Genomic DNA, 26980 nt, shown 5'->3' with positions numbered 1-26980 from the left:
ACGATGGATGCCGGTGCCGGCGCGACTGCCGCCGGCACCGGCATCCAGATCTCCGGAGTCTCCAAGTCGTTCACGCTGCGCGGCGGACGTTCGCTGCAGGCGCTGCAGGGCACCGACCTGCACACCGACAAGGGCTCGTTCCTCGCTCTGCTCGGCCCCTCGGGCTGCGGCAAGTCGACGATCCTGCGCATCCTCGCCGCTCTGGATCACCCGACCGACGGCGTCGCGCTCGTCGACGGCGAGACCCCCGACCAGCTGCGCGCCAAGAGCGAGCTGGGTATCGCCTTCCAAGACCACGCACTGCTGCCGTGGCGCAGCATCCGGAAGAACATCGAGCTGCCCTTCGAGGTCGCCGGTCGCAAAGTCGACCGCGGCTACGTCGACGAGCTGATCGACCTCGTCGGTCTGCGCGACTTCGCCGACGCGAAGCCCGCCCAGCTGTCGGGCGGCATGCGCCAGCGCGCGTCGATCGCACGCGCCCTCGTCCTGAAGCCGTCCGTGCTGCTGCTGGACGAACCTTTCGGCGCCCTCGACGACATGACCCGGCAGAACCTCAACCTCGAGCTGCTGCGCATCTGGACCGAGAAGCCGGCGACGACGCTGCTGGTGACCCACGGCATCAGCGAGGCGATCTTCCTCGCCGACCGCGTCGCCGTTATGTCGCCGCGGCCCGGGCGGGTCAAGGAGATCATCGAGGTCGACCTGCCGCGCCCGCGCACGCCCGAGATGATGCGCACGCCCGAGTTCCACGCGCTCGTCGACCGCGCCTCCGAGCTGCTGTTCGGACACGACGGCCGCGCCGAGGCCGAGGCGTAGCCGTGGCTCGCGTGCGCGTGCCCGGCTGGGTCGCGGGACTCGTCGGCGCCGTCGTCCTGGTGGGCGTGTGGTGGCTGTTCTCGCTGACCGCTTTCCGCCCGGCGGACGGCACGAGCTACACCCCCGTCCCGTCGCCGTGGGCGGTCGTGGACTGGCTGTTCGTGCAGGGCAACATCGCGGGCGCCTGGGGCGTGTTCCAGCCGACCATCACCGCGGCGGCGATCGGCTACCTCTGGGGCAACGGCATCGCCCTGCTGCTGGCGACGGTCGTGCTCGTCTTCCCGCGCACCGAGACGGTGATCACGCAGATCGCGGTCGTCACCTATTGCCTCCCGATCGTCGCGGTCGGAGGAATCTCGATCGTCGTCCTCGGCGGCGCCAAGAACCCCGGCGACCCCTCGGCGACCGCGATCTTCCTCGCCGCCCTGGTGTGCGTGTTCACGACGGTCGTCGGCGCGATCCTCGGATTCACCTCCGCCGACAAGGCGGCGCTGGACGTCGTGCGCGTCTACGGCGGCGGACGATGGACCCAGTTGCGCAAGGTACGGCTCATCGCCGCGCTTCCCGCCATCCTCACGGCGTTGCAGATCGCCGTGCCGACCGCCTTCCTCGGCGCAGTGCTCGGCGAATACCTCGGCGCCATCACGGCCGGCGTCGGACCGACGCTGATCCGACTGCAGGGCCAGCTCGACTCCGCCGGCGTCTGGTCGGTGTTCCTCCTGTGCGCCGTGTTCGCCCTCGTCGCCTATGGACTGTTCGGTCTTCTCATCAGACTCGTCACCCCGTGGGTGGCCGGAAAGGCGGTGTGAGTGTGAACGTCATCGACGCGTCCCCGGCGACGCCCGCGGCATCCCACGTCGGCACGGCCGACCCGATCGCCGTCGCGCGCCTGCGCGCGGAGCGGCGGCGCGGGCTCCGGCGCACCCTGCGACGCTCGCTCGGCAACGCCGGCATCACGCTGCTGGTCCTGCTGCTGCTCTGGCAGGCGATCGTCAGCCTCACCGGCATCTCGCCCTACATCGCGAAGGGTCCGCTGGACGTGTGGACGTTCCTCGTCACCGCGCCCAAGGCGGAGGCCAACCGGGCGCAGATGTTCCCGCTCGTCGGCCAGACGCTGCTCGACGCGTGGATCGGATTCGTCGTCGGCATGATCGTCGCGATCATCCTGGCCATCGCGTTCAGCCTGTCGAAGGCGATCGAGGCGGGCGTCATGCCCCTCGTACTGCTGCTGCGCACCATTCCGCTCGTGTCGATCGCTCCGGTCATCATCCTCGTCACCGGGCGCGGCACCCCGGCATCCGTCGCCGTCATCGGCACCGTGGTGGTGCTCTTCCCGGCCCTGGCCAACGTGCTGTTCGGATTGAGCCGCGCCAGCCAGCAGAGCCTCGACGTCGTGCACGTCTTCGGCGGCGGCCGGTTCACGGCGCTGCGCAAGGTCAACCTGCCCGGGGCGCTGCCGTCGGTGTTCGCCGCAGCGCGCGTATCGGTGCCGGGAGCCGTGACCGGTGCCCTGCTGGCGGAGTGGCTCTCGACCGGCACCGGCATCGGCGGATCGATCCTGAAGTTCAACGCGCAGGCGCAGTTCGCTCAGCTGTGGACCTCGATCGCCCTCATCACCCTGATCACGCTCGTGCTCTACAACCTCGTGCAGATCGTGGAGAACATCGTGCTGGCCCGCATGGGCATGGCCACCGGGCGCTGAGGGCCCGCGCCGCGCGTCACACGGCATCCCTTGCAGTTCGCCCGGGCGGGGGCGACAGCGCAGAGGGGCTCAGTGCGGGTGGCCGCGCAGCGGGATCACGGCGGCGGGCAGCTCGTGCACCTTCGCCGACGCCTCCTCGGCGAGGGGGTTGGTCGAGATGCCCTCCGCGTTCACGAGACGACCGCCGACGTAGACGGCCTTCAGATTGCGCGGGCTCATCGCCAGCACGTACGAGCGCACGGGGTGCCACAGCGGCCCGACGTCGGGACGGCGGGGGTCCACCACGACGAAGTCGGCGAACTTGCCGACCTCGAGCGAACCGACGCGATCGGCGACACCCATGATCTCGGCCGATCCGAGGGTGTGCAGCCGGAGCATCTGCTCGGGCATCATCGACAGCGGGTCCTTCGTCCGCGCCCGCTGCGCGTAGATGCCGATGCGCATGTTCTGCCACGGGTCGCTGACGTCGGTGCAGGCCTGGTCGTCGAGACCGACCCCCACCTTCATCCCCATCGCGAGCATCTCGGGTACGAGCGCGGTGCCCGAGGCGAGACGACCGTTGGATGCCGGCTGCCACGACATCGCCGCGCCCCCGGCCACCGACTGCGCGATGATCTCCGGCGTCGTCTGGATGAAGTGGCCGAACACGAGTCCGAGTTCGAGGGCTCCGGCGTCGCGGTACAGCGCGAACTTCGACTGCTGGTGCTCGACGGCCTCGGGCGACTCGAGGAAGTGCGCCTGGTTCGTGACCCCGTACCGTCGCATCGCCTCGACTTCGAAGGCCGCGGCATCCGGGTGGGGAGACCATTGCACCTGGCCCATGATCGACGAGCCGAGCGCGTAGTCCGCATCGAACGTGCGGGTGTGGGCGACCTCGGCGGCGAAGCGGTCGAACACCTCGTCGGGAGTTCCGGCGGTGACGTCCATGCCGGCGGCATCCACGAAGCGGATGCCGGAGTCGCGCGTGCCCTCCGCCTGACGCCAGTGGTACTCGAGCCCGCGCAGGCCCGCGGTGCCCGTGCGCTTGCCATCGACCATCGGCTCCCACGCCTGCAACGGGTCGGTGAAGTTGTACGCCGTCGTCACACCGTTCGACAGGAAGTCGAGGGAGCCGTGCAGCGTCGCCCAGTAGAGCTGATCGGCGCTCATGTGGGCGGTGGTGCCGAGCATCGCGTCGCACCAGCCGTAGAGGGTGTCGTCCACGCCGAGCCCACGCAGACCGCTCGTGAAGAGGTGTGAGTGGCTCGACACGAATCCGGGAGCGACGAACGCCCCCGCGACGTCGAGCGTCTCGTCGGCGTCGGTGCCGACCGGCGGGGTGCCCGCGCCGAGGGCGGCGATGCGGCCGTCATCGCCCACGAGCATCCACCCGTCCTCGACGTAGCCCGGGTCCTCGGTGCCGGCGGGGACGGTGATCAGACGAGCGTGAGTGACGAGGAGCGACATGCTCTGCACGCTAATCAGGCCATGTTTCCGACCTGTCACGGCATGGAAACACCCGTGCACGTCGTGGAAACACGCGCCGATTAGCGTCTGTGCATGTCGCGTTTCACGGTCACGGTCTTCTGCGGATCCTCGCCCGGATTCGACCCGGTCTATGTCGAGGCGGCGCGCGCCGTCGGCACGGCGATCGGCCAGGCGGGCATGGCGCTCGTGTACGGCGGGGGCCACGTGGGACTGATGGGGACGGTCGCCGATGCCGCGCTCGCCGCGGGGGCGGAGGTCACGGGCATCATCCCGCGAGCTCTCCAGGCGCGCGAAGCCGTCAACGAGGATCTGACCGAGCTGATCGTCGTGGACACGATGCACGAGCGGAAGATGCTCATGGCCGACCGCGCCGACGCCTTCCTCGCCCTTCCCGGCGGGCCGGGCACGCTCGAAGAGCTCACCGAGCAGTGGACGTGGGCGCAGCTCGGCATCCACGAGAAGCCGGTGGGCCTGCTCAACGTCGCGGGCTACTTCGATCCGCTGCTCGCCTTCGTCGCGAACATGCGCGACCGCGGCTTCACACACCCCCGTTATACCGACATGCTCGTCGTTGCCACCGCGGCGACCGAGGCGCTGGCGCGACTGCGCGACTACGTGCCCCCGGCGCGGTCGGAGATCTCCCCGGGCGCCGAGATGACCGGCGCGATGGCGCTGCCCGTGCGCCCCTGAGCGCGCCGGCGGGCGCCGGTCGGCGGGGGACGGCGGACGGCGCGCGGCGCTGAGCGAGAAACCACTTTCGCGCCGAGACATCTCCGCAGCGGGGGTTTCTCGGCGCGGAACGTGTTTCTCGGGCGGTGTGGAGCGCGGCGACGGGCGGAGGATCCCCGGCACCTCACAGCACTCAGCGGGCGTAGCGGTCGCCACTCATCTTCTCGAGCCCGCGGCCCCTCGTCGATCGCGGCGGTGCCCGGCGGCACCTAGCGCCCGATGACCACCCCTAGATTCGCCGGGAGATCGCGGCCAGACAGGTGCCCGCCGACGACGCGTCGCCGGCCACGCGATCTTCAGGAAGAGAGATCCCGTGCAGAAGAGAATTGTTGTCCTGACTGCCGTCGCGCTCGCGGTGCTGACACCCGTGGCGATGACCTCCGCCGGTTTCACCGACACGACCCATGCCGCGTCACGTCTCGTCACCGCATCCGCACGCCTCGACGAGCCTCCGGTGTACTTCAACTCCGCCAGCGGCTCGGGGCTGTGGATCACACAGTCGGGTGAGCTCTATCTGTCGGGTGATCGCCGCGCGGGAGACGGGGCGGGTGGTACAACCTCGAACGGTTCCGCGCCGACCAAGGTCGCCATCCCGAACGACGTCCGGATCATCGACGCCGTCGGAGGAAGCACCGACTTCCACTATCCGATCGGCGAGAGCTGGTACGCCGCACTCGATGACCGGGGGCGGGTCTGGACCTGGGGCACCGCGCAGAACGCGTTCAACGGTGAGAAGGGACGCGACTCGATCGGTCGAGGGCGCCTCTCCCCGGGGGAGCAGTACCGCGCGGGGCTGGTGGTGACCTCCGACGGACGTGTCCTCAGCGGAATCGTGCGGATCGCGCGCACCGAGAACCAGATTCTCGCCCTCGACACCGACGGCAACCTCTGGACCTGGGGAAGCATCGACAACATCGCCCGCCCGGACGGTCGCAACGTCGCCACGCCGTTGCCGATTGTGTCCAACGACACGTGTTGGACGCCTGGGTCGGGGCGGTGCACGCCGGACAGTCCCGACACGGCGGGGAAGATCCGTTGGCGCTCGGTGTGGAACGGGGCGAACCTGGGTCTGGGCGTCGGGCGCAATGGATTGATCTACACCTGGGGGTGGGACAACTCGAACGGACTGAGCTCCGGACAGGTGCACACCTACGCGCCGACCTTGAACGAGGGCGCAAACCTCACACTCTTCGCGGCCTATCCCGACCTCTACCGCACCGGCGACGGCCTCGTCTACGACCCGAAGGTGCAGACGACGGCGCAGGCTCGACACCGCACGTACGTTGCGATCGTCACGGCGATGAAGGACAAAGTGCTGCCCGGCTGCGACGGCACCCTCGGGCAGCTCGACCGCGTCGACGACACCTGCCCCGTGCGCCAAGCCGCGATGTTCGATCTGGCCGGGAGCTTCCTGCTCCAGAACGGCGCCCTGTTCACCTGGGCTGTCAACGACGCACGTAACGGGTACGCCTTCCTTGGCCGCGCGAGTACCACCGACTCGACGTGGAGTCTCGATCCGACCTATCGATACGCCCCCGGACGTGTGAGCGTCGCGGGGCAGCAGACCACGTTCCGCTCCTACAACGCCACCCTGACGAGCGTGACGGCGATCACCGCCGCCGGCGACGTCTACGGCTGGGGTGTGAACAACTACTGCCAGGCCATCGGTCGCCATCTGGACGGTTCCGTGCCGTGCACGACAGGGATCCCTGCCGAACGCGTCCTCCTGCCCACTCGCATCGCGGCCCTCGACGACGTCGCCGTCCGCGAGATCAGGACGGCGGCCTGTACGACCTGGGCGGTGACACGCGACGACGGCCTGTACACCTGGGGCGGCACGCAGAACGTCGCGGCCTACGACTACGCGTGGTGCGGACAATACCCCTCCGGTGCCCAGTCGTTCTCGTTCCTGAACGTGAGCGACCCGTCCGCGCCGGCACTTGTCTTCTCCCGTCCGCTGGCCGAGGTCGCAACGGGGACCGTTCGGGTGAAGTGACAGCGCGTCCTCGTGAGCGCTCACCGGCTGATCAGCTGGAAGAGCTCCTGCCTGTTCGTGGCACCCGTCTTCTTCAGGGCACTGTGGATGTGATTCTCGATCGTGCGGACGCTGAGACCGAGCCGGGATGCGATCGCCGCGTTGGAGTGGGTGCGAGCGAGCAACGCGATCTCGGTCTCCCGCGCCGACAGCGCGTCGGCACCGTCGTCTGCCCCCGCTGTTCGAGAGACCGCTGCGGTCAGCGGGATGTCGGCATCCGCTTTGAGTGCGTCGAACGCCACCCGGATGGCGACGCCGAGCTCCGACGACGGGCTCTCGCGCTCCTGCCTGCTGCGCGCCGCGAGAAGGAGCAGCGCCAACGGCACGGTGCGGTCGTCGCCGAACTCTCTCGCCATCGTGACGAGGCGCTCGGGGTCGCTGAAGGAGGCCACCCCCAGCGCGAACAGCTTCTCCGGATCTTGGCCGTACGCCTCGATCATGTAGCTGCGGAAGAGCTCCAAGGAGGAGATGTCCGGCCAGATCGCGAGCCCGATCCGCACGGTCATGAGGGCGGCGAAGAGTCGACGTTCACCCTTCAACCGCTCGGCGAAGCCGCGCATCGCCTCCATCGCGCGCGTGGGAGCATCTTGGATGAGGAGCCGGAGGATGCCGCCGAGGTCGCCCTGCATCCCGGGCAGGGCGTCGTCGGAGACATCGAGACTCTCCGCTTCTGCCTCGAAGAAGGCCGCGATGCTCGTGTCCCCGAGCCACAGGTTGATGAAGGAACCCATCCACAGCAGGGATCGGTACAAGCCATTGTTGACGGTGCCCGACGGCCCGTAGGACAACGCCGAGTCGACGACGTCGAGGGCCTCATCCCAGCGGGCGAGACCCAGCAGCGACAAAGACGCGACGTAGGCATGCAGCAGAATCCCTGCATGGTCGCGAGCGTCCTGCGCTTCCTGGAAGCGCGCGAGGCTGCGGTCGAGGGCGCGCTGCGCTTCGCCGCCGACGAGTTCGGTGAGCGCCTCGACGAAACCGACGAAGCGCCGGACGATCTGCAAGCCCGAGTCCGGAACCCGCGAGACCCACTCCGCCGCGACCGCGAAGCGTCCCTCGATGAGACTCGCGTAGGCGAAGGTGGAGATGCAGAGCGCCTCACCGGCCGTTCCGACGATGCCGACGTCGGAAAAGACCTGCGTCGGATCGTCGCCGATGCTGTCGGCGCCGTGCGTGAGAAGCCGACTGAAGATCTCGAGCGAACGCGCCCAGACGGGAAAGAGTGTGACCAGTTCGTGGAAGATCTCCGACGATCGCGCATCACCGCGACGACTGCGCCCCGCCCACAACGAGTGGAGGAAGGCGAAGTCGAAGCCCTCCTCGGGCGTCGCAGCCGATGCCAACGGGGTGACATCGAAGACGGTGCGCAGGGTGCGCTCGCTGCGGGGGACATCCAGCAGCGTCTGCACGTAGGGCAGTGCCGTGCGCACGGTGGGAGTCTGCTCCCAGGCCGCGGCAAGCTCGAGAAGGCGTTGATCGACGTGCTCCCGGAAACCCCGCACCGACAGCGCCACGCTCGCCGGGGCGAGAACGCCCGGAGTGAAGGAGGCGGCCTCAGAATCGCCCTGCAGCCCCGCAAAAGCATGACCCGAGGTGTCGAGGAAGAAGTCCTTCAGCGCGGGCGGATTCAGGGCGATGCTGTGGCCTGCCGATGTGGTGATCATCGAGATCAGGCCGCGCCCCTCGAGGTCTTTCACGGTCTGCTCGTCCACCCGAGTACAGGCCTCGGGTTGCGGGCGTGAGTGGACGACGGCCAGATGCTCCAACCCGTCGAACGATGCGGGATCGAGGCCGGCGAGCCTGGTTTCGAGCCAGGCGTCCGTATGGGGGTTGCGGAGGTTCTGGCCGGTCATGACCCATCGGTCCCCGCGAAGCTCGATCAGGCCGTTGTCGCGGGCGCCGTCGAGGGTCGCAAGCGCGAGGCCGGTGATGCCGTGCGACTTGGCGAAGATGCGCGACACGATCTCGGTGTCGGGGCGCCCACCCAGCTGATCCTGGAGCAGCGCCGCAGTAGCGACGAAATCCAGCGGGCGCAGGTCGACGCGCCGGCCCGGGTCTCTCGTGTAGCGCACCCCGTTGCGCACGAGCGCCCCGATGCTCCACGCGCGAGACAGCACGACCGGTGCCCCCGTGCGGTCGGCGGCCGCCTGGATCACACTCAACGTGCTCCGGTCCACGTTCTCGATGCTGTCGATGATGACGGCGCGCTGCGCAGCGCCCAGAAGGGCAGCGGATGCCGCATCCACGAGACCGGCGTACGACACGGGAGCGCGCGAAGCCGGCAGCGTGACGAGGGACTGCTGCAGCGCGAAGAACTCCCGATCGCGCATGTAGGGCGTTCCAGTGATCACGAGCAGAGTGAAGCCCTCCGCTTCGAGCGTCGTCCGCAGCTCTGTGAGCAACGTCGTCGCACCCACGCCGCCCGGACCGCAGACATGGGCGGATCGTCCCTCACGCACACAGGCGAGGAGAGTTCGGAGCTCGTACGTGAACATGAACATCGTCTCCCCACTCTGTCACCGGGGGAACATTTCAACCAGACGCGCGCTCGCGCGCGGGGAGCAACCCGAGGCCGATGACGGCGATCACTGCGACGACGAGCGCCGCCATGATCGGCGGCGACTTCACGGCGACAGCCACGTAGCCCGCCCAGGGAATCGCGAGCACGACGCGCTCCGCTGCCCCGACGACATAGGCGTCGGGATCGACCGTGGCGTTGGCGTCCCCTTTCAACTCGACAGTCGCCCGTCCGTCGACGACCGACGTCGTCACCACGCGATGCGTGACGAGGCCGCGACCCCCCGGCCTGTTCACCGTGATGATGTCGCCCGGTCGGATCTCGTCCGCGGACGTCGGCACGACCAGCAGCAGCGAGCCCACGGGCAATGCCGGCTCCATCGATCCGGAGATGACGACCTGGGGGCGCATCTGGAAGAGGAGGCACACGATGACGATCAGCGCGCTGGCGACCCCGAGGAGGGCGCCGAGCCAGAGACCGGCGCCCCGCAGCATTCGAAGCAGACGCAGGAATCGCCGCGGCGCCGCTGCACCGGCATCCGCCGCGGCATCGCGCTCTGTCATGGGCGAAGAGGGGAGGGAAGTCGTCATGAGATATCAACCGTTCAAGCGTGGTGGAGGGGGAGGTTGGGTGTCAGGCCGAGCGCCCGACGACCTCCAGGTGGAGTGCGAGGTCTCCGCCGGTCAGATCGTGAAGGCGGGGATCGTCGAGGAGATGCAGCTTCACGGTCAACGTGCGCACCGCACGGGCCGCGGAGCTCGGAACGGTGTCACCGTCGGCGAGCCGAATACCGGCCGCGGCGACGAGACCGAGGTCGGCGCGAAGGCCGTCACCGCTCATCGCGACACCGGTCGCGGGGGTGTCGGGCGTTCCCGCGAGGACGCTCGACGAGCCGTCGGCATCCATCGACACGCTGTAGCGGACGAAGGGAGCGAGCGTGCCGGCGGCGGTGAGACGAAGGGCCATGCGGCCGTCCGCGGCGAGTGAGTTGTTGAGAACTGCCAAGGAGAGAACGGCGGTGTTGCCCGGCACGAGGTCGCCGGTGTCGACGTAGGAGACGGTGACGCGGCCGTCGCGCGGCAGGCGCGCGATACCCGCGCTGTCGCGAACGGCGATGCCGAACTGACCGGACGCAGCGACGGTGACCACCGCCTTGTCGGTGAACGCGGCCCACGATCCGACGGCGAGCGCGCCGACGACGAGGACGCCACACGTGCACACGGCGACGCACGCGAGGCGCCGCGCGCGGCGGTGGGCACCGCCGATGAGCAGCAGACCGGCGACGAGGATGAGCGCGAGGCCCGCCACGACCGCCACCGCCAGGTGGTCGCCGTTCATGCCCGTCGCCGCGAGGGCTCCACCGGGCCGGATCCCCTCGCTGTCGACGCGCAGCGTGACCTCGCCCGCCGCCGTGCGGAAGGAGTCGTCGGCGGTGGTCGGCATCTGCGCCGTGAGGACCACGCAGGCGCTCTCATCCGCGGCGAGGCGGCCGAGGTCGATGCGGGTGCGGCGCAGCTCGTCGGCGCTCAGCCCGTCGGCGAGGACGATGCCTCTGTCACTTCGCAGGGTGACACGCAGGCCGTCCTCAGCCGTCACCGCCGGCCCCGCCGTCGACGGCACGGTGAGCGTGGCGGTGCGCGTGAACCCCGGCGAGGGTGCACAGTAGCGCGCATCGACCGCATGGCCCGGCGCCGGCGCACGAACGGCGATCGATTGGCTGCTCTGTGCCGCAGCCGGCAGCGGTACCGCTGCGGCGAGAACGAGCGCACTGCCGAACCCGAACGCCAGGACGGCGGCCGGCCGGCGCAGACGCCCGGCCCTGCGCGCCACGCGCCCGGCCCTCCGCGTCGTCGTCGGGGCGGTCACGAGAGCTTCTCCGTCAGCGTGACGGTGCGACCACCCGTCGTCTCCGCAGTGACGGCGATGGCGGGCACGACCGTCGCGGCAAACGCGGATGGCGGCGCGGCCGGCGCGAGCCACACACGCACGGTGAGCGCAAGCCCGTCCGCGGCGGGAGTGGGCAGAGGAAGCCCCGCCCCGCCGTCCAGCGCGGAGATCTCGGCAGCCGTCAGGGGTGCGCCGGAGGGCAGCAGGCTCGCACCCGCCGCGCGGACGTCGAACAGCAGCCACGGCGCGTCGGGGCTGGGGTCGACCAGTCGCGCATGCATGACAACGTGCGGGGACGGAGTGAGCACGTGGACGTTGACGGTGAAGGAAGCCGTCGCCACCGCGGGCGGGCCCACCGGCGCGCTCGCCAGGTAAGCGACCTTCTGCGCACCGTCGGTGTCCACCGTGATCTCATGCGGATGGGCCGCGTCAGGATAGCGGTCGTCCTCCGACGGCCCCTGGGCGAGGCGAACGCCGCCCGACTGGGTCGTCGCGGCATCCACCCCGCTGGTGAACGCGGCACTCGTCGCCACGACGGGTGCCGCCGACAGAGCCACCACGAGCGCGGTAGCCAGGACGATGAGGCCGCCGCGCGGAGGGCGCGGGCGCTCGGTCCCAAGGAGGAAGGCGGTCACGGTGATTCTCCTGTCATGTCAGCGGTTTTCCGCGTGCACGCGAACACGCACACCGGTAAGGCGATCGATGAGGGACGGTGGCGCGTCCGCGGAAAGCGCCACCGTCAGGCTGACGCGGCGGACGTCGCCGGCAGACAGCTCGCGGTCGACGAGTCCCGCGACGCGGCCGGTTCCCTCGAGTACCTCTCGGCCCTCGGTCACGGCGCGGAAGCAGAGGTGATCGAAGAACTCGTCCTGTGCCTCCTGCTGGAGCGGCGGCACGATACTCATCGTGACCGCGCCGGAAAGCTCAGCGCTGGCGTTGCGGATGAAGAGGTACACCGTGACAGCGCCACCGGGATGCAGGTACAGCGGCCCGCCGTCCGTGCGCAGCGGCACGACGCTGCGGCGACCGCCTCCCGGACGCCAATCCTCCGCGGTCGGGAGCCACCGGCTGTCGGCCGACGCGGCGACCGACAGCCGGAAGGCATCCTCTCCGGGTGCCGAGAACACGACGAGACCCTCGTCCGTCCCTCGCGACACCCCGAGCGTGGCGGTGACCCCGCCGGCGCCCAGCAGGACGGCCGCCAGCGCGACCAGCATCGCTGCGGACGAGGGTCGTCGTGCCCGCATGCGATCAGTCCGTGCTCTTCGAGGTGCCGTCGATAACCGCCTGGATGGCGACGGCCCCGCCGTTCGCAGCGTCGGTCGCCGCCTGGGTGGTGCCCTCCTTCAGCGTGAGCTTCAGGTAGAGCACCGTTCCTGATTTGGGGCTCAGCGTGGACAGGTCCACTCCGGTGCTGCTCGATCCCGCCGTGGCGGGGATCGTCAACCCCGTCTTGGTCCACGTCGTCGGGACCTTCGATGCATCGGCCGTCTCGGCCACATCGACAGACAGCAGCTTCATGTAGGCGGCGTTGCGGTCGCCCTGATCCGACGTCGACGCCGCCGGCGTCGTGTTCTTGAGGGAGAGCTTGAGCGTCGACTTCCAGTTCTTCGACTCGTTCAGCACGGGGATCTTCACGACCACCGAACCTCCAGGAAGGAGGTTGCTCGCGCCCGGGATATCGGTGATCGCTGCAGAGTTCGGGAACGCTTCGACCCAGGTCTTCACGTCGCTCACGGTGTTCTCCATCCCCGTCGAGACCTGGATGTTGTACTTGTTGTCGGTGCTGCCGAACCCGCCGCCGCCGTTGAGATCGAGCAGCGCGGAATCGGTGAAGTAGGCGCTCGTGGCGAGCGCACCCACGCCGAGCAGCGCGCCCAGGGCGAGGAAGGCCCTCTTGCGGCCGCGGCGATCATCGTCGCGGGCGGTAGCTGTCGTTTCGGTCGTTGATGTCATCGGGATCAGTTCCTTGTCTGTGTGGTGCGCGGTCGTGTCGACGATGCGGGTAGTGCGGGATCACTCCACCGCACACGATCGCCACAGAGTGCTTCGGGCCGCCGAATGAGCGCCGCGCAGGAGCATGCCCCCACCGAATGAGTGATCGACGCGGCGCCAGGGAGTGTTCGCATCCCCACGCGCGATGACACGCATTGCCCTGCGGGGCCGCTATGGTGCGCGCCGGCGCGCAGCTGGCGGTGCGGATCGCCCGCGCCACTCAAATCCCGGGGGGTCGACACTCAGCGCCACACTCGGACGCCTCCCACGCACGCGGGAGACACCTGCGCTCGTGCTGCGGTGGTCTCCGGTGTGCACGGAAGGGACGGCCTTCGATGCACGAAAGGGGAGAGACCATGACCGTGAAGCAGACGACGAACCCAGGGGGCCGGTCGTTCGAGCGCGAGCGCGACGAGTCCCTCCGCATCGCACGCGCCATCATCTTGGGGCTGATCTTCTCGCCCGTCTTCTGGATCGTGGTCGTCATCGGATCGCGTCAGGTGGGGGCGCTCCTTGACTTTCAGTGACCGCCGGTGCCGCATGCACGCCGCCGGCGATCGAGCCGAACTTGCAGGCGAGTACGCCTATGTCATCGTCGAGACGCGCCTGCAGTCACGCACCGACGCCGAGGCCGAGAACTCCGATCAGATGCGACACCGTTGGTCGGAGCTGAACGAATGGGGCGCGATGGGGTACGAGCTCCTGCACACCGTCACCATCGCCACCGGGAGCCGGACGACGATCTTCGACACCCTGCAGTTGCACGTGCGCCCCTGAGCGCGCCGGCGACGCCGGGCTGCGCGGAGCGAGAAACCACTTTCGCGCCGAGACATCTCCGCAGCGGGGGCTTCTCGGCGCGGAACGTGTTTCTCGGGCGGTGTGGAGCGCGGCGGCGGGTCAGATCCGCTCGGTGCCGCGCAGCAGCACAGCCTCGGCGAGGGCGCGGATGCCGTGGGCCACGTCGCCCGCAGAGACGGACTCGTCGGGGTGGTGACTGACACCGTCGGGGTTGCGCAGGAACAGCATGCCGACGTCTGTCACCGCTCCCAGCGCCATGCCGTCGTGGCCGGCGCGGCTGAAGATCACCGGCGGCGCGTCCGACCGCGGCGGCAGTGTCGCCCGGATGCCGCCGGCCACCACCTCCCGCAGGAGGGGTGCGCAGAACACGGCGGGAGCGCTGTGCACCTCGCGGGATCGCCACCGCAGCGCCCGTCGCCCCATGATCTCGTCGAGCTCGCGCGCGAGCGCATCCCACACGCGATCTCGTTCGCCGTCGAACTCGCCGCGCAGGTCGAGGGAGAACTGCACTTCGCCGGGAATCACGTTGACCGCGCCGGGGAACGCTTCGAAACGTCCGACGGTGCCGACGATGTGGTGCTCGGCGGAGCAGATGCGCTCGACCGCCAGCGCCGCCTCGCTCGCGCCCAGCAGCGCGTCGCGACGCATGTCGTACGGCGTGCCGCCGGCGTGGCGCGCCTCACCCTCCACCACCAGCTGGAAGCGCCGCGCCGAGGCGATCGAGGAGACCACCGCCAGCGGCTCTCCCGCGCGGTCCAGCTCGGGACCCTGCTCGATGTGCGCCTCGAGGTAGCCGACGAGTTCGCCCGGCCGCCGCGCAGCCTCACCGATGCGCGCCGGGTCGAGCCCGAACTCGAGGAACGCGCGGCGCAGGCTCACCCCGTCGGCATCCGCCAGGTCCCACCAGGCGTCGTTCCAGGTGCCGGCGACGGCGGACGAACCGAGCAGCGCCTTGCCGAAGCGAGTGCCCTCCTCGTCAGAGAATGCGACGACCTCGATCGCGAAGGGCAGCGGCACGGTCCAGCCGTCTCCGCCCGCGTCGCCGTCATGACCCGCCGGCACGCGCAGCAGACGCACGACCTCGAGCGCCATCAGCACACCGGCGATGCCGTCGTAGCGGCCCGCGTCGAGCACCGTGTCCAGGTGCGAGCCGAGCATGAGCGCGGGAGCGGCCGGATCACCGATGCGCCCGACCTGGTTGCCCGCGGCATCCTGCCACGTGCGCATGCCCAGCTCGCGCATCCACTCGGCCGCCAGCCGGTTGACGCGCGCGTGCTCGGGCGAGAGGTAGACCCGCTCGATGGATGCCGCATCCGCGCTCACCCGCGCGAGCTCCTCGCACCGCGCCATCACACGGCGCGCGGCAGCGGCGATGACGTCGGGCGCGGCCCGCAGGAGGGATGCCGAACTCACGCCGTCTCCGCGGGGACGATCGAGGCGGGCACGGCGGCACCGGTCCGCGGCGCGTGCAGCAGCGCCGAGGCGGCGGCGAACACGTCGGCCGCGGCCTCGACGCCGCCACCGGCCGGAACCGCCGCGCCGAAGCGGCGCAGCACGCTCTCGAGGGCCGCGAGGGTCGTGAGCACGGCATCCTTCCGGGCGTTGTAGCCCATCGTGCCGATGCGCCACACCTTGCCGTGCAGCGGTCCGAACGACGTCCCGATCTCGATGCCGAAGTCGTCCAGCAGCGCCGATCGCGCGGCATCCCCGGGCACCCCTTCGGGGATCTCGACGGCGACGACGTTGCTCATCTTGTGGGCGACGTCGCCGAAGACGACGAGGCCGAGCGCCTCGACGCCGGCGAGCATCGCACGGCCGGCGAGCTCGTGGCGGGCGATGACGCCCTCTCGGCCCTCGAGCAGCAGCAGCCGGGCGCACTCGCGCGCCCCGTAGAGCATGCTCGTCGCCTCGGTGTGGTGGTTGAGCCGGCGCGGACCCCAGTAGTCGAGGATCTGCCCCAGGTCAAAGTAGTTCGAGCGCACGAAGTCGGCCGACGACTCGTCGCCGGGCTCGCGGATGCCCGCCTCGACCTTGGTGCGCGAGCGGATCACCTCCACGGCCCGGTCACTGAGCGTGATCGGCGACGATCCACTCGGACCGCCCAGGCACTTCTGCAGTCCGGCGGTCGCGGCATCCAGCCCCCACGCGTCGGCCTCGAAGGCGTTGCCGCCCAGCGACGCGGTCGCGTCGGTGTAGAACAGCACGCCGTGGCGGCGGCAGATCTCGCCGATCTCCTCCAACGGCTGCAGCATGGTGGTGGATGTATCGCCCTGTACGAGGGCGAGGAGGTTCGGCTTCACCCGGGCGATCGCCTCCTCGATGACGGATGCCGGGAACACCTGACCCCAATCGGTCTCGATGGTGTGCACCTCGGCGAGCGCCCGCTCGGCGATCTCGGCCAACAGGTGCCCGAAGCGGCCGAACACGGGGACCAGCACGCGATCGCCCGGCTTCACGAGCGAGACGATCGCCGCCTCGATGCCGGCACGGCTCGTGCCGTCGACGAGCAGGGTCGCGTCGTTGCGGGTGCTCCACACCCCGCGATACAGCTCCTGGGTCTCGGTCATCGTCGCCGTCATGAAGGGGTCGTACTGACCGACCAGCGGCGCCGACATGGCGGTCAGCACGCTCGGGTAGGCCGAGATGGGGCCGGGGCCCATCAGCAGCCGCGCGGGCGGGGCGATCGGGCCGGGAAGGGCGGTGGCGCTCATGCGGATTCCGTTTCGGTGATGCGGGTGTGGAGGGCGCGGCCGAGGCGCACGAGGGCGATGTCGGTGCCGGCGCGCGAGATCAGGCTGACGCCGACCGGGGCGGTTCCGCCCGCGGCGGCGACGGTCAGCAGCGGGGCCGACAGCGCGGGAAGGCCGCCCACGGCGGCCGGCGTCGTCAGGCGCAGGGTGTTCGTGCGCACGGCATCCACCTCGGCGCCGGTGGCCGTGCGCGACGGCGCCGGACCGGGCACGGTCGGCAGCAGCAGCACGGCGTCGCGGACCAGCGCGTGCAGGGCGTCGCGCCGGGGGGCCAGGGCCGCGCGCGCCGCGGACTCGTCGGCGGCGGTGACCGCGGCAGCGGCGCGGAAGCGCTCCGTCACGGCAGGTCCGGTCGAGCCGGGGTGCGCGCGCAGCCACTCCCCGTTGTTGCGCCAGGCCTCCGCCCCCTGCACGGTGCGAAACGGCACGAGGTAGTCGTCGAGGTCGCCGAGCGAGACCTCCTCGACGGGCAGAGCGGATGCCGCGAGCATCGCCTCGAAGGCCGCGCGCGTGGCCGGCTCGGCGGCGGCGAGTGCTTCGATCGGCACCCGGAACCGCCAGGGCAGGTCGTCGGCGGAGGCCCCGAAGACGGAGGCGGTCGAGTCGGAGCCGTCGTAGCTGAGACACCAGTCCGCGACCGCCTGCAGCGTGGCGCCGTCGCGGGTGAGCCACCCGACCGTGTCGAAGCTCTGCGCGAGCGGCAGCAGCCCCTGCCGCGGCACGAGGTCGTGCGTCGTCCGCAGGCCCCACAGGCCCTGGTACGACGCCGGCACGCGCACCGACCCGGCGGTGTCGGTCGCGAGGGCGATGTCGGCCTGCCCGAGCGCGACGGCGGATGCCGGGCCGCTCGACGAGCCACCCGGAAGCGCCCCCGGCACGGCGGCGTTCGGCGGGGTGCCGTAGTGCGCGTTGTCGCCCGCGATCGAGTACGCGAACTCGTCGGTGCGCGCGATGCCCCGCAGCGACGCCCCACCGCGCAGCAGGTCGCCCACCGCGGGGGCGCTGGTGGTCTCGGCGCGGGCGGAGTCGAGGTAGGTCGGGTTTCCCGCGCCGATGCGATAGCCCTTGATCGCGAAGAGGTCCTTCACCGCGACGGTGAGGCCGGCGAGCGGTCCGTCCCAGGCGCCCTGATACAGCGGGTCGCCGACGGTGCGCCAGATCGAGCGGTCGAACGCCGCGGAGCGCGGAGTGACGTGCGCAGCCGTGATGAGCCACCGCCCGTCGATCAGCTGCCACACCTGTGTCTGGAGACCGGTGCCGCCGGCAGCGAACCGGGAGACGGCGACGATGAGCGCGACCCCCTCGGCGAGCGGCCGGTACTCGACCCGCTCGATGGTGCGGGCCGACACCCCGCCGCGGGCGCCGCGGAACGCGCTGATCGCGTCGTGTCCGACCAGCAGCCCCGCGCCGTCGCCGCGCAGCGTGCGCTCACCGGGAGCGAACGCGGCATCCAGGGCGTCGAGGTCGTTGGACAGGATCGCCCGCTCGTACGCCTCGAACGCCGCGCGCAGCGCGTCGGGCATGGTCGGAGCCGCGGTCACGAGGCGTCCTCGCCGGTCAGCCAGGCGGGACGGACGGCCGCGAAGTCCGACTCGCGGATGCGCGCGTGCACGCCGCAGACGATGTCGACGACCTGCGAGATGTCGAAGTCGGTGGCGGCCGACAGGTACGCGTAGGCCAGGTGCTCGGCCATCCCGTACCGGGCCTGCAGCAGATCGAGCGCGGCCCGCACGGCCTTGCGCATCGCCTCGTCGAGGTCGACGTCGAGCCCCGTCGGCACCAGATACTCCGGCGTGCGCACGAGCGGCCCGGTCACCTCCCCGAACGCAGCGAGCGCCTCCGCGCGCGGCACCACGTCGAAGCGCAGCGTCGCGCGCAGCGACGCCTCGAGCGCCGTCAGCGCGACCTCGCCGTCGCCCTGCGCGAAGTGCGGGTCGCCGACGTACGCCAGCGCGCCGGCCACCTGCACCGGCAGGTACAGCACCGCACCTTCCACGAGCAGGTTGATGTCGATGTTGCCGCCGTGCGCGCCCGGGGGCACCGAGTGGGGGCGCTCGTCGCCCGCGACGGCGACGCCCATCGTGCCGAGGAAGGGCGCGAGCGGGAATCGCACGACGCGCTCGCCACCGTCGACCAGGGGCAGGATGCCGCGACCGTCCGACACCGGCGTGAACACGCTGACGTTCTCGGGCCCGCGCGGCAGGACCCCGACGAGCGCGCCCTTGCCGTGCCGGTTGGAGATGACCCCGTACGGAACGCGCGGCGCGAGATCGACGACGGTGATCTTCAGTAGATCGCCGACCTCGGCGCCCTCGACGAAGATCGGCCCCGTCACGACGTGCGGTCCGTCGGCGATGGCGTCGCGGGCCACCGTCGCGGCGATCTCGATCGCGTCGGTCAGCACGTGCGCGGCGGGAACGCCGTGACCGGTGAAGTACCCCAGGGGGTTCTGGCCCTGATCGGGCAGGATCCCCTCGTGGCTGACGGTGTCGATCGTCACCGTCGCGCCGGCGGCCACCGTCAGCACCGGCGCGTCGACGGCGCACGGCAGCCGCCCCCAGAGCACCGTCTCGGGGGATGCCGCGAGGTAGTGCTCCCCGGCGATGCGGCCCGATCCGGGCTGCAGGATCTCGATGGTCTCGGTCATGATGTCGCTCCCTCGCGCATCGTGTCGGCGACGGCATCCGCACCGTCGGTCAGCAGTTCGATTCCCGGCCGGGCCCGCACGTCGTCGTCGCCCGCCCGGTACACGACGGTGCCGCCGACCACGGTGGTGACGACGCCGCCCCGCATATCGCGCCCGTCCCACGGCGACAGCTTGTGCCGGTAGAGCAGACGGTGCGCGTCGACGGTCCACGACCGCTCCGGCGCGAAGACGGTGAGGTTCGCCCGCACGCCCGGTGCGATGACGCCGAGGCCCGGCATCCCGGCGATGCGGGCCGGTCCGGTCGTGAACAGCGGCAGCAGTCTCTCCAGCGGGATGCCGCGGCGCGCCGCCTCGGTCCAGACGCTGGCGAACCCGGTCTGCACGCCCGCGATGCCTCCCCACGCCAGCCCGAAGTCGCCGCCGCCGGCGGTCTTCAGCGCGAGGGTGGCGGGCGAGTGGTCGCTGACGATGGCGTCGATCGTGCCGTCGAGTACGCCCTCCCACAGCAGGTCCTGGTTGGCGCGATCGCGGATGGGCGGGCAGCACTTGAACGCGCTCGCGCCGTCGGGAACCTCTTCGGCCGACAGCGTGAGGTAGTGCGGGCAGGTCTCGACCGTGAGGCGGATGCCGTCGGCCTTCGCCGCGCGCACGGCGTCGAGCGCCTGCCCGTCGGCGACGTGCACGATGTGAGCCCTCGCCCCGGTGGCGCGGGCCGCATCGATGACGGCGGCGATCGCCGCCTCCTCGCTGACCGGGGGCCGGCTGCGCAGGAACGTGTCGTAGTGACGTCCGAGTTCGCCCGCCGGGCCCGCGCCGACCTCGACGGCGGCATCGTGCAGGTGCGCCTCGTCTTCGGCGTGCGCGATGAGCAGGCCGTCGAAGGCGGCGATCTCGGTGAGCGCGGCGTGCAGGCCGGCGCGGTCGAGGTGACCGAACTCGTCGATGCCGCTCGGCACGAGGAAGCACTTGAAACCGACGACGCCGGCGGCAGCGAGCGCGGCCAGGCTTCCGAGGTTCTCGGGCACGGCGCCGCCCCAGTAGCCGATGTCGACCGCGAGCTTGCCCGCGGCCGCGGCACGCTTGGCGGCGAGCGCCTCGGGCGTCGTGGTGACGGGTACCGAGTTGAGCGGCATGTCGAACAGGGTCGTGATGCCGCCCGCCGCGGCCGCGGCGGTGCCGGTCGCGAAGCCCTCCCAGTCGGTGCGCCCCGGCTCGTCGAGGTGCACGTGCGAGTCGACGAGTCCCGGCAGCAGCACCTCGTCGGCGCCGAGCACGACGACGTCGGCGGATGCCGCGGCATCCACCCCCGCGAGGTCTTCGGACGCCGCGACCTCGGCGATCACGCCGTCGACGATCCGCACCTCGGCGGGCCGGAAGGCCCCCTCGATCCAGGCGCGCTCGGCCCGGATCACGCTCACGTCTGCCACAGCATCGCCTCTCTCACCGTCGGTTGCGTAAGCGACGTCATCGCGTCGCCCGCACGCACTTCCGACGCTACCCAGGCGTCGTTTCGCGGGTGTTTCCGCACCGGCGGCGGCGCATACTCGCCCCGAGAGCCGATGCGCACGCCCATGCGGGCCATGCCGATCGCGAGGCCCACGGCGGCGGCGACCCCGTCGATGACGGGAGCATCGACACGGGCCGACAGTCGCGCGCAGAGGTCGGCCATGCCGGCGCAGCCCAGCACGATCGCATCGACCGGGTCACCGGCCGCCCCGCCGGCCGCACCGCCGACGGGAGGATCGAGCGCGGCGCGGCACTCCCGTTCGATGCGGGCCAAGGTCTGCTCGTCCGGCTCCTCGAGGTCGAGCACGGGGATCTCCACCGCGCGGTACTGCGCGCAGGCGCGCTCCATGCCGTAGCGGGCGACGAGGTCGCGGGCCCGACCGAGCGTGCGCCCGAGGGTCGTCACGACCGCGAAGCGACGCCCGGCGATCGCCGCCACGTGCATGGCGGCCTCCGCGATGCCGATCACCGGCACGTCGACGAGTTCGCGGGCCGCGTCGAGACCGGGGTCGCCGAAACAGGCGATGACGTAGGCGTCACTGCCGCCGGTGGCCAGATCGGCGCGGATCAGCTCCACGACGGCGGCGGCCGCAGCCACCTCGTCGACATGGCTCTCCACCGCCGCCGGCCCCCGACTGGGATCGGGACACACGGCGGCGATCTCGACATCCGCACCCGACACCTCCCGGGCGGCGGCCGCAACGGTCGCGGTCATCGCCCGGGAGGTGTTGGGGTTGATCAGGAGGATCCTCACGGAGCGCCGGATCCCGCTGTCGTGCCGGTGGCTGCGGCCACGGGGATCTCGGCCGAGATGGCGGGCGGCTCGGCGGCCGCGGTCGCCGCGGCACCGTCGATCGTGCCGTCGGAGACGCCGTCGCTCTCGCCGTCGAACGTCGGCACCCGGGGGTCGATGCGCTCGAAGAGCGCGAACGCGGCGTAGCCCAGGCCGCAGCCGATGAACCAGCTGTAGTCACTGACCCACGAGATGTCGAACAGACCCATGTCGGCGAACAGCTTCGGGAAGACCCCGAGGAACACCGCGGGGATGCCGGCGACCAGCAGCGCCTTCATCGCGTTCGGGTTGAAACCGCGGCGGTACCAGTAGGGGCCGGTCGGGTCCATCGTGAACATGGCGTCGGTCTTGATGCGCTGGCGTCCGGCGACGTAGTAGCCGGCGATGAGGATGCCGAACAGCGGACCGATGAGCGCGCCGAGCAGGCCCAGCGTGTAGTGGATGGCGTCGTCGTTGGAGTACCAGTTCCAGGGGGTCAGGAACACGGACCCGACCGCGGCGATCATGCCGCCCGCGCGCCACGAGATCTTCTTCGGAGCGACGTTGGAGAAGTCGAACGCCGGCGAGATGAAGTTCGCGACGATGTTGATGCCCACCGTCGCGGTGACGAACGTGAGTCCGCCGAGCAGGATCGCGAACCAGCCGTCGATGGCCTCCACCGTCTTGATCGGGTCCGTGATGAGCTGACCGAACACGGGCACGGTCGCCGAGGCGGTGATCACCGTCAGCAGCGAGAAGAACAGGAAGTTGATCGGCAGACCCCAGAAGTTGCCGCGCTTGACCGCCGCGAAGCTCTTGCCATAGCGGGCGAAGTCGCCGAAGTTGAGCATCGGGCCGGAGAAGTACGACACGACCAGCGCGATCGCGGCGCACATCACGGGGATCGACGACCAGAAGTCCAACTGCTTGGTCGACAGGTTGAACGAGATGTTCTGCCAGCCGGCCTGCGACACGAGGTAGACGGCGAGCGCGATCATCACGACGTAGACGGCGGGGCCGGCGAAGTCGATGAAGCGGCGGATGACCTCCATGCCGTTCCAGAACAGCAGGAACTGCGCCACCCACAGGATGCCGTAGGAGATCCAGCCCAGAGCCGACAGCCCCAGGAACGACACGTCGAGCAGGGCGGCCGAGCCGGGCACGAATTTCAGGAACACGATGTTCAGCGACTCGGCGGCCAGGAACGTCTGCACGCCGTACCAGGCGATGGCGATCAGGCCGCGGATGATGGCGGGGATGTTCGCCCCGCGGATGCCGAAGATCGCGCGGTTGACGACGGGATACGGCACCCCCGTCTTCTGACTGGGCTTGGCGACGAGATTGGCGAAGTACTGCACGATGACGATGCCCACCAGCAGCGCGATCAGCACCTGCCAGCTCTGCAGGCCCAGCGCGAACAGCGAGCCGGCGGTGACGTAACCGCCGACGGAGTGCACGTCGCTCATCCAGAACGCGAAGATGTTGTACGCGCTCCACTTCTGCTTGCGCAGCGGCGCGAGGTCCTCGTTGGCGAGACGCTCGTCGTACTGCGGCTTCATGTTGCCGGCGCCCGTGGGCATGCCGGCGGCTTCGACGATGTCGTAGACACCGGTCGACGGCGGGGTCGATGTTGGGGTCAGAGAGGTCATGGGTACCTTCCAGGGGTTCCGAGGCAGTGACGGAGGTGGAGCGGACCGCGACATGGAGTCCGTGGCCTGGGTGGTGCGCAATGTGAAGTTATTGCTTCACGCTGCGCGCGCGATTTCACTCATGTAACGGCTGTGTGAAGTTGGCTCTTCACATGTGACGAGTGCGTGAACCCCGACCGGAGCGGCGCCCGCTCGGCATCCGCGCCCGATACGATCGCGACATGACCCGCGCCCCCGCCGTCGATCCGCCGGAGCTCGATGCCGATCGCGCCGACAGCGCGACCGAGGGCGTCGGTGAGCGGCTGCGCGCGCTGCGGGTCGCCCGTGGCATGTCGGCGCGGGACCTTGCACGTCGACTCGGCATCTCGCCCAGTGCGGTGTCGCAGATCGAGCGCGGCGTGATGCAGCCGAGCGTCTCGCGCCTGATCGCGATCACCGACGAACTCGACGTTCCGCTGACGTCGGTCTTCGACCCTTCCGGATCGCAGGCGCCGGCCACACCGACGCGCTTCGGACTGCGGCGCGCCGAGCACGACACCACGATCGTGCTGGAAGACGGCGTGACCTTCCGCCGCATCTCTCCGGTGCCGACTCCCGGCGTCGACTACTTCGAGTCGACCTACCCGCCCGGCGCGACCGCCCACAGCGATGCCGGGCTCTTCCGTCACGAAGGCTACGAAGTCGGCACCGTCATCTCGGGCGAGCTGACCGTCGACTTCGATGACGAACGCGTTGTCCTGCGCCCCGGCGACGCGATCAGCTACCCGTGCTCGCGTCCGCACCGACTGCACAACACGTCCGGCGAACCGGTCGTCGCCCGCTGGCTCGTCGTCCACGGAGCCCACTGATGGTCGCCGAGATGAGCATCGACGCGTTCGACGCGCTCCCGGTGGATACCGCGGCATCCACCGTCGGCGTCTGGGCCGCCGTCCCCGCCTGGGTCGACGCCGTCGTCGCGGGCCGTCCCTACGGAACGCGCGACGCGCTGATCGCCCGGGCGGACGCGCTCGCGCGCACCTGGACGCGCACCGAGCTCGACACCGCCCTCGCCCACCACCCGCGCATCGGCGAGAAGCCGCGCGGCGCGGGAGCCGACGCCGAGGCGTCGCGCCGCGAACAGGCGTCGATGTCGTCGGCCGCGGCCGCGACGGCGACCGCGATCGCCGACGGCAACGCCGCCTACGAGGAACGCTTCGGCCGCGTCTTCCTCATCCGCGCGGCCGGACGCACGCCCGAGCAGATGCGCGACGAGCTCGAGCGCCGCCTCGGCAACGACGACGAGACCGAGGCCGCCGAGGCCCTCGACCAGCTGCGCGAGATCGCGCTGCTGCGCCTGGAGGCGACGATCGCATGACCCACCTCACCACGCATGTGCTCGACGGCGCGGCCGGAGCCCCGGCATCCGGCGTCGACGTGAAGCTCCTCGACGCCGACGGGGTCGCCGTCGCGAGCGGGCGGACGGATGCCGACGGGCGTCTCGCCCTCGGACCCGACGAGCTGCCCCCGGGCACCTACGCGCTCGTGTTCGCGACCGCACCGTACTTCGCAGCCCGCGGCACCGAGACGTTCTATCCCTCGGTCACGGTGGCCTTCACCATCGCCGACACCCGTCACTATCACGTGCCCCTGCTGCTCAGCCCGTTCGCCTACTCGACCTACCGCGGCACCTGACCCGGCGCGGGGCGGCCACAGGCCGGGCGCGGCCCGTGGAACCGCGAGACACCGTCCCCGCACCGAGACACGCGCTGCGCACCGGTGTCTCGGTGCGCAGCGCGTGTCTCGCGGTCGGCGGGCCGGGGCCGAGCGCGCGGGGCCCCGGGCGCGGGGGACGGGTGGGAGGGCGCCGGCGGTTACCCCGGGGAAACGTTGCGGTGACACGGCATCCGTAGCGTGGCGGGCATGAAGGTCATCGTCGTCGGAGCGGGTGTCGGAGGAACGAGCGCGGGCATCGCGCTGCAAGGGCTCGGGCACGATGTCGTCATCTACGACCAGATGCGCGAGAACCGCCCGGTGGGAGCGGCGCTGTCGCTGTGGTCGAACGGCGTGAAGGTGCTCAACTGGCTCGGACTCGGTGCCGAGGTCGCAGCCCTGGGCGGCGACATGGCCGACATGGTCTATCTCGACGGCCACACCGGCGAGACGATGTGCGACTTCTCGCTCGCACCCGTCACCACCCAGACCGGTCAGAAGCCGTACCCCGTCGCCCGCGCCGACCTGCAGGCGCTGCTCATGGAGCGGTTCGGGCTCGACGGCATCCACCTCGGCAAGAAGCTCACCGGCATCGCCGACGACGGCACGCGCGTGACCGCCACGTTCGCCGACGGCACGACCGACACCGCCGACATGCTCATCGGTGCGGACGGCGCCCGCTCGATCATCCGCGACTACGTGCAGCCCGAGGGCGCGCCGCCGATCGCGCGCGAGTACTCGGGGTACACGAACTTCAACGGACTCGTGCCGGTCTCGGAAACCATCGGGCGCGCCACGGCCTGGACGACGTATGTCGCCGAGGGCAAGCGCGCCGCGGTCATGCCGATCGCCGGCGACCGCTTCTACTTCTGGTTCGACATCCCGCAGCCCTCGGGACTCGCGTACGATCGCGGCGACCTCGCGCCGCTGCGCGAGGCGTTCGGCGACTGGGCACCCGGGGTGCAGGAGCTGCTCGCCGCGATCGATCCGGCCGCCTCGCTCAACCGCGTCGAGATCTGGGACATCACCCCGTTCGACACCTGGACGAAGGGCCGGGTCGCGATCCTCGGCGACGCGGCGCACAACACCTCCCCCGACATCGGCCAGGGGGCGTGCTCAGCGCTCGAAGACGCGTTCGCGCTCGGCATCGCGTTCGCCACCAACACGCTGAGCGTCGCCGACACCCTCCGCCGGTACGCCGCGATGCGCGTCGAACGGGCGGGCGAGCTGGTGCTGCGGGCGCGAAAGCGCGGGTGGGAGACGCACGCGTTCGACCCGGCCGTCACCGACGCCTGGTACGAGAGCCTCCGCGGCACCGACGGCGCCGGCATCATCCGCGGCATCGTCGGCAACATCGAAGACAGCCCCGTCAACCTCGGCGGCGGTCTGCTCGCGGACTGAGTGCGCCGCGGCACCGGAGCACCCCGTCGGCGCGTCACCGTCAAAGCCCTTGCAGTTGGGTGAGCGAGCTGAAGGGACGGGGCGGGCCCGCGAGGGCGCGGCGTCAGAGGCGGCGGGCGATGGATGCCGCGACCGTGAGCCACGCATCGCGGGTCTCGGGCGACAGGGCGTCGAAGTCGATGGGACCGCCGTCGACGAGCGCCGCATCGAAGGGCACGTGCACGACCTCGGCCGTGACCTGCGAGAAGTGGCGCTCCAGGCGCTCGGCCAGCTTGCGGTCGGGTTTGGCGGACGGGGCCGCCAGGATCGTGACGGCCTCGTCGATCTTGTGGTCGAAGCCCTTCTCGCGCAGGCCGTCGAGCAGCCATGCGGCGCTGGCCGCGGTGTCTTCGCGCACCGTCGAGACGATCACGAGCTGGTCGGCTGCGGCGACGGCGGCAACCCAGTTCGAGGCGCGCATGTTGTTGCCGGTGTCGACGATGAGCAGGCGGTAGTAGCGCGAGAGAACGTCGTGCAAGCGATCGAAGGCGGTCGCGTCGATGGTGGAGGATGCCGCGGCATCCTCGTCCGAGGCGAGCACGTCGAAGCGGGCGTCGACCTGCGTGCGTACGTAGGTGTC

26 protein-coding genes are annotated in these 26980 nt (G+C 70.7%); 11 read left to right on the top strand and 15 right to left on the bottom strand.

What is annotated here, in order from left to right:
- Positions 1-3 precede the first annotated feature (3 nt).
- From ACT53O_RS12115 to ACT53O_RS12105, 3 genes are read left to right on the top strand one after another with little or no spacing between them, the layout of a single operon-like run.
- Complete coding sequence (locus ACT53O_RS12115) at positions 4-816, top strand: ABC transporter ATP-binding protein (protein WP_036321127.1); 813 nt, start codon at positions 4-6, stop codon at positions 814-816.
- 2 nt (positions 817-818) lie between these two features.
- A complete protein-coding gene (locus ACT53O_RS12110; RefSeq protein WP_036321123.1) occupies positions 819-1625 on the top strand; it encodes an ABC transporter permease in 807 nt (268 codons plus the stop codon).
- A gap of 2 nt (positions 1626-1627) precedes the next feature.
- Positions 1628-2518, top strand: a complete 891-nt coding sequence (locus ACT53O_RS12105; RefSeq protein WP_036321122.1) for an ABC transporter permease — start codon at positions 1628-1630, stop codon at positions 2516-2518.
- Between the two features lie 69 nt (positions 2519-2587).
- On the opposite strand, the gene ACT53O_RS12100 is transcribed toward ACT53O_RS12105, so the two are convergent.
- On the bottom strand, positions 2588-3964 hold the full coding sequence (locus ACT53O_RS12100) for an amidohydrolase family protein (protein WP_476152669.1): 1377 nt from the start codon (positions 3962-3964) through the stop codon (positions 2588-2590).
- 93 nt (positions 3965-4057) lie between these two features.
- Between ACT53O_RS12100 and ACT53O_RS12095 the strand changes: the two genes are divergently transcribed.
- Both ACT53O_RS12095 and ACT53O_RS12090 read left to right on the top strand, forming a co-directional pair.
- Complete coding sequence (locus tag ACT53O_RS12095) at positions 4058-4675, top strand: LOG family protein (RefSeq protein ID WP_036321118.1); 618 nt, start codon at positions 4058-4060, stop codon at positions 4673-4675.
- A gap of 352 nt (positions 4676-5027) precedes the next feature.
- Positions 5028-6710, top strand: coding sequence for an RCC1 domain-containing protein (locus ACT53O_RS12090; protein ID WP_476152666.1), 1683 nt, complete (start codon positions 5028-5030; stop codon positions 6708-6710).
- 20 nt (positions 6711-6730) lie between these two features.
- On the opposite strand, the gene ACT53O_RS12085 is transcribed toward ACT53O_RS12090, so the two are convergent.
- The 6 genes from ACT53O_RS12085 to ACT53O_RS12060 are packed head-to-tail and all read right to left on the bottom strand — an operon-like array spanning position 6731 to position 13110.
- The gene (locus ACT53O_RS12085; protein WP_476152664.1) at positions 6731-9244 is read right to left on the bottom strand and encodes a helix-turn-helix transcriptional regulator; all 2514 of its coding nucleotides are present in this window, start codon (positions 9242-9244) and stop codon (positions 6731-6733) included.
- Between the two features lie 37 nt (positions 9245-9281).
- Positions 9282-9857 carry a signal peptidase I gene (locus ACT53O_RS12080; RefSeq protein ID WP_083867985.1) on the bottom strand — a complete coding sequence of 192 codons (576 nt, stop codon included), beginning with the start codon at positions 9855-9857 and terminating at the stop codon, positions 9282-9284.
- Between the two features lie 43 nt (positions 9858-9900).
- A complete protein-coding gene (locus ACT53O_RS12075; RefSeq protein WP_187289935.1) occupies positions 9901-11097 on the bottom strand; it encodes a hypothetical protein in 1197 nt (398 codons plus the stop codon).
- A gap of 32 nt (positions 11098-11129) precedes the next feature.
- Positions 11130-11789, bottom strand: a complete 660-nt coding sequence (locus ACT53O_RS12070) for a hypothetical protein (protein WP_036318839.1) — start codon at positions 11787-11789, stop codon at positions 11130-11132.
- An 18-nt stretch (positions 11790-11807) separates the two neighbouring features.
- On the bottom strand, positions 11808-12401 hold the full coding sequence (locus ACT53O_RS12065) for a hypothetical protein (RefSeq protein WP_148285528.1): 594 nt from the start codon (positions 12399-12401) through the stop codon (positions 11808-11810).
- Positions 12402-12405: 4 nt separating this feature from the next.
- On the bottom strand, positions 12406-13110 hold the full coding sequence (locus ACT53O_RS12060) for a hypothetical protein (protein WP_036318834.1): 705 nt from the start codon (positions 13108-13110) through the stop codon (positions 12406-12408).
- Positions 13111-13505: 395 nt separating this feature from the next.
- Between ACT53O_RS12060 and ACT53O_RS12055 the strand changes: the two genes are divergently transcribed.
- Together ACT53O_RS12055 and ACT53O_RS12050 are read left to right on the top strand one after the other, a co-directional pair.
- Positions 13506-13676: a hypothetical protein gene (locus ACT53O_RS12055; RefSeq protein WP_476152660.1), complete on the top strand. Its 171-nt coding sequence runs from the start codon at positions 13506-13508 to the stop codon at positions 13674-13676.
- The gene (locus ACT53O_RS12050; protein WP_476152658.1) at positions 13663-13926 is read left to right on the top strand and encodes a hypothetical protein; all 264 of its coding nucleotides are present in this window, start codon (positions 13663-13665) and stop codon (positions 13924-13926) included. Before ACT53O_RS12055 ends, ACT53O_RS12050 begins: the two co-directional genes overlap by 14 nt.
- A gap of 120 nt (positions 13927-14046) precedes the next feature.
- On the opposite strand, the gene ACT53O_RS12045 is transcribed toward ACT53O_RS12050, so the two are convergent.
- Genes ACT53O_RS12045 through ACT53O_RS12015 form a run of 7 tightly spaced genes read right to left on the bottom strand, consistent with a single transcriptional unit; the run spans position 14047 to position 23271 of the window.
- Positions 14047-15360 carry a hydantoinase/carbamoylase family amidase gene (locus tag ACT53O_RS12045; protein WP_476152656.1) on the bottom strand — a complete coding sequence of 438 codons (1314 nt, stop codon included), beginning with the start codon at positions 15358-15360 and terminating at the stop codon, positions 14047-14049.
- Entirely contained in the window at positions 15357-16658 is a 1302-nt protein-coding gene (locus ACT53O_RS12040; protein ID WP_476152654.1) for a pyridoxal-phosphate-dependent aminotransferase family protein, read from the bottom strand. The genes ACT53O_RS12045 and ACT53O_RS12040 overlap by 4 nt, the downstream gene beginning before the upstream one ends.
- On the bottom strand, positions 16655-18238 hold the full coding sequence (locus tag ACT53O_RS12035) for an AtzH-like domain-containing protein (protein WP_476152652.1): 1584 nt from the start codon (positions 18236-18238) through the stop codon (positions 16655-16657). The genes ACT53O_RS12040 and ACT53O_RS12035 overlap by 4 nt, the downstream gene beginning before the upstream one ends.
- Positions 18235-19344, bottom strand: a complete 1110-nt coding sequence (locus tag ACT53O_RS12030) for an acetamidase/formamidase family protein (RefSeq protein WP_476152650.1) — start codon at positions 19342-19344, stop codon at positions 18235-18237. The genes ACT53O_RS12035 and ACT53O_RS12030 overlap by 4 nt, the downstream gene beginning before the upstream one ends.
- Positions 19341-20771: an allantoinase AllB gene (gene allB / locus ACT53O_RS12025; protein ID WP_476152648.1), complete on the bottom strand. Its 1431-nt coding sequence runs from the start codon at positions 20769-20771 to the stop codon at positions 19341-19343. The genes ACT53O_RS12030 and allB overlap by 4 nt, the downstream gene beginning before the upstream one ends.
- Positions 20759-21604 (bottom strand): aspartate/glutamate racemase family protein, encoded by an 846-nt coding sequence (locus ACT53O_RS12020; protein WP_476152646.1) that lies wholly within the window; start codon positions 21602-21604, stop codon positions 20759-20761. The genes allB and ACT53O_RS12020 overlap by 13 nt, the downstream gene beginning before the upstream one ends.
- Positions 21601-23271 (bottom strand): NCS1 family nucleobase:cation symporter-1, encoded by a 1671-nt coding sequence (locus ACT53O_RS12015; protein ID WP_112932084.1) that lies wholly within the window; start codon positions 23269-23271, stop codon positions 21601-21603. Before ACT53O_RS12015 ends, ACT53O_RS12020 begins: the two co-directional genes overlap by 4 nt.
- 221 nt (positions 23272-23492) lie before the next feature.
- Between ACT53O_RS12015 and ACT53O_RS12010 the strand changes: the two genes are divergently transcribed.
- The 4 genes from ACT53O_RS12010 (at position 23493) to hpxO (ending at position 26361) form a co-directional block, all read left to right on the top strand.
- Positions 23493-24119: a helix-turn-helix domain-containing protein gene (locus tag ACT53O_RS12010; protein ID WP_476152644.1), complete on the top strand. Its 627-nt coding sequence runs from the start codon at positions 23493-23495 to the stop codon at positions 24117-24119.
- Positions 24120-24130: 11 nt separating this feature from the next.
- Positions 24131-24625, top strand: a complete 495-nt coding sequence (gene uraD / locus ACT53O_RS12005; RefSeq protein ID WP_476152642.1) for a 2-oxo-4-hydroxy-4-carboxy-5-ureidoimidazoline decarboxylase — start codon at positions 24131-24133, stop codon at positions 24623-24625.
- Complete coding sequence (gene uraH / locus ACT53O_RS12000) at positions 24622-24942, top strand: hydroxyisourate hydrolase (RefSeq protein WP_036318807.1); 321 nt, start codon at positions 24622-24624, stop codon at positions 24940-24942. The genes uraD and uraH overlap by 4 nt, the downstream gene beginning before the upstream one ends.
- A gap of 228 nt (positions 24943-25170) precedes the next feature.
- Entirely contained in the window at positions 25171-26361 is a 1191-nt protein-coding gene (hpxO, locus tag ACT53O_RS11995) for an FAD-dependent urate hydroxylase HpxO (protein ID WP_476152639.1), read from the top strand.
- Between the two features lie 103 nt (positions 26362-26464).
- Here the strand turns inward: hpxO and ACT53O_RS11990 are convergent.
- Positions 26465-26980, bottom strand: a 516-nt coding sequence (locus ACT53O_RS11990; RefSeq protein WP_476152637.1) for a MinD/ParA family ATP-binding protein, incomplete at its 5' end; no start/stop codon positions are given.

Source organism: Microbacterium sp. DMC48 (genome assembly GCF_056313825.1).
This window is presented reverse-complemented; position numbering and strand designations above follow the sequence as displayed.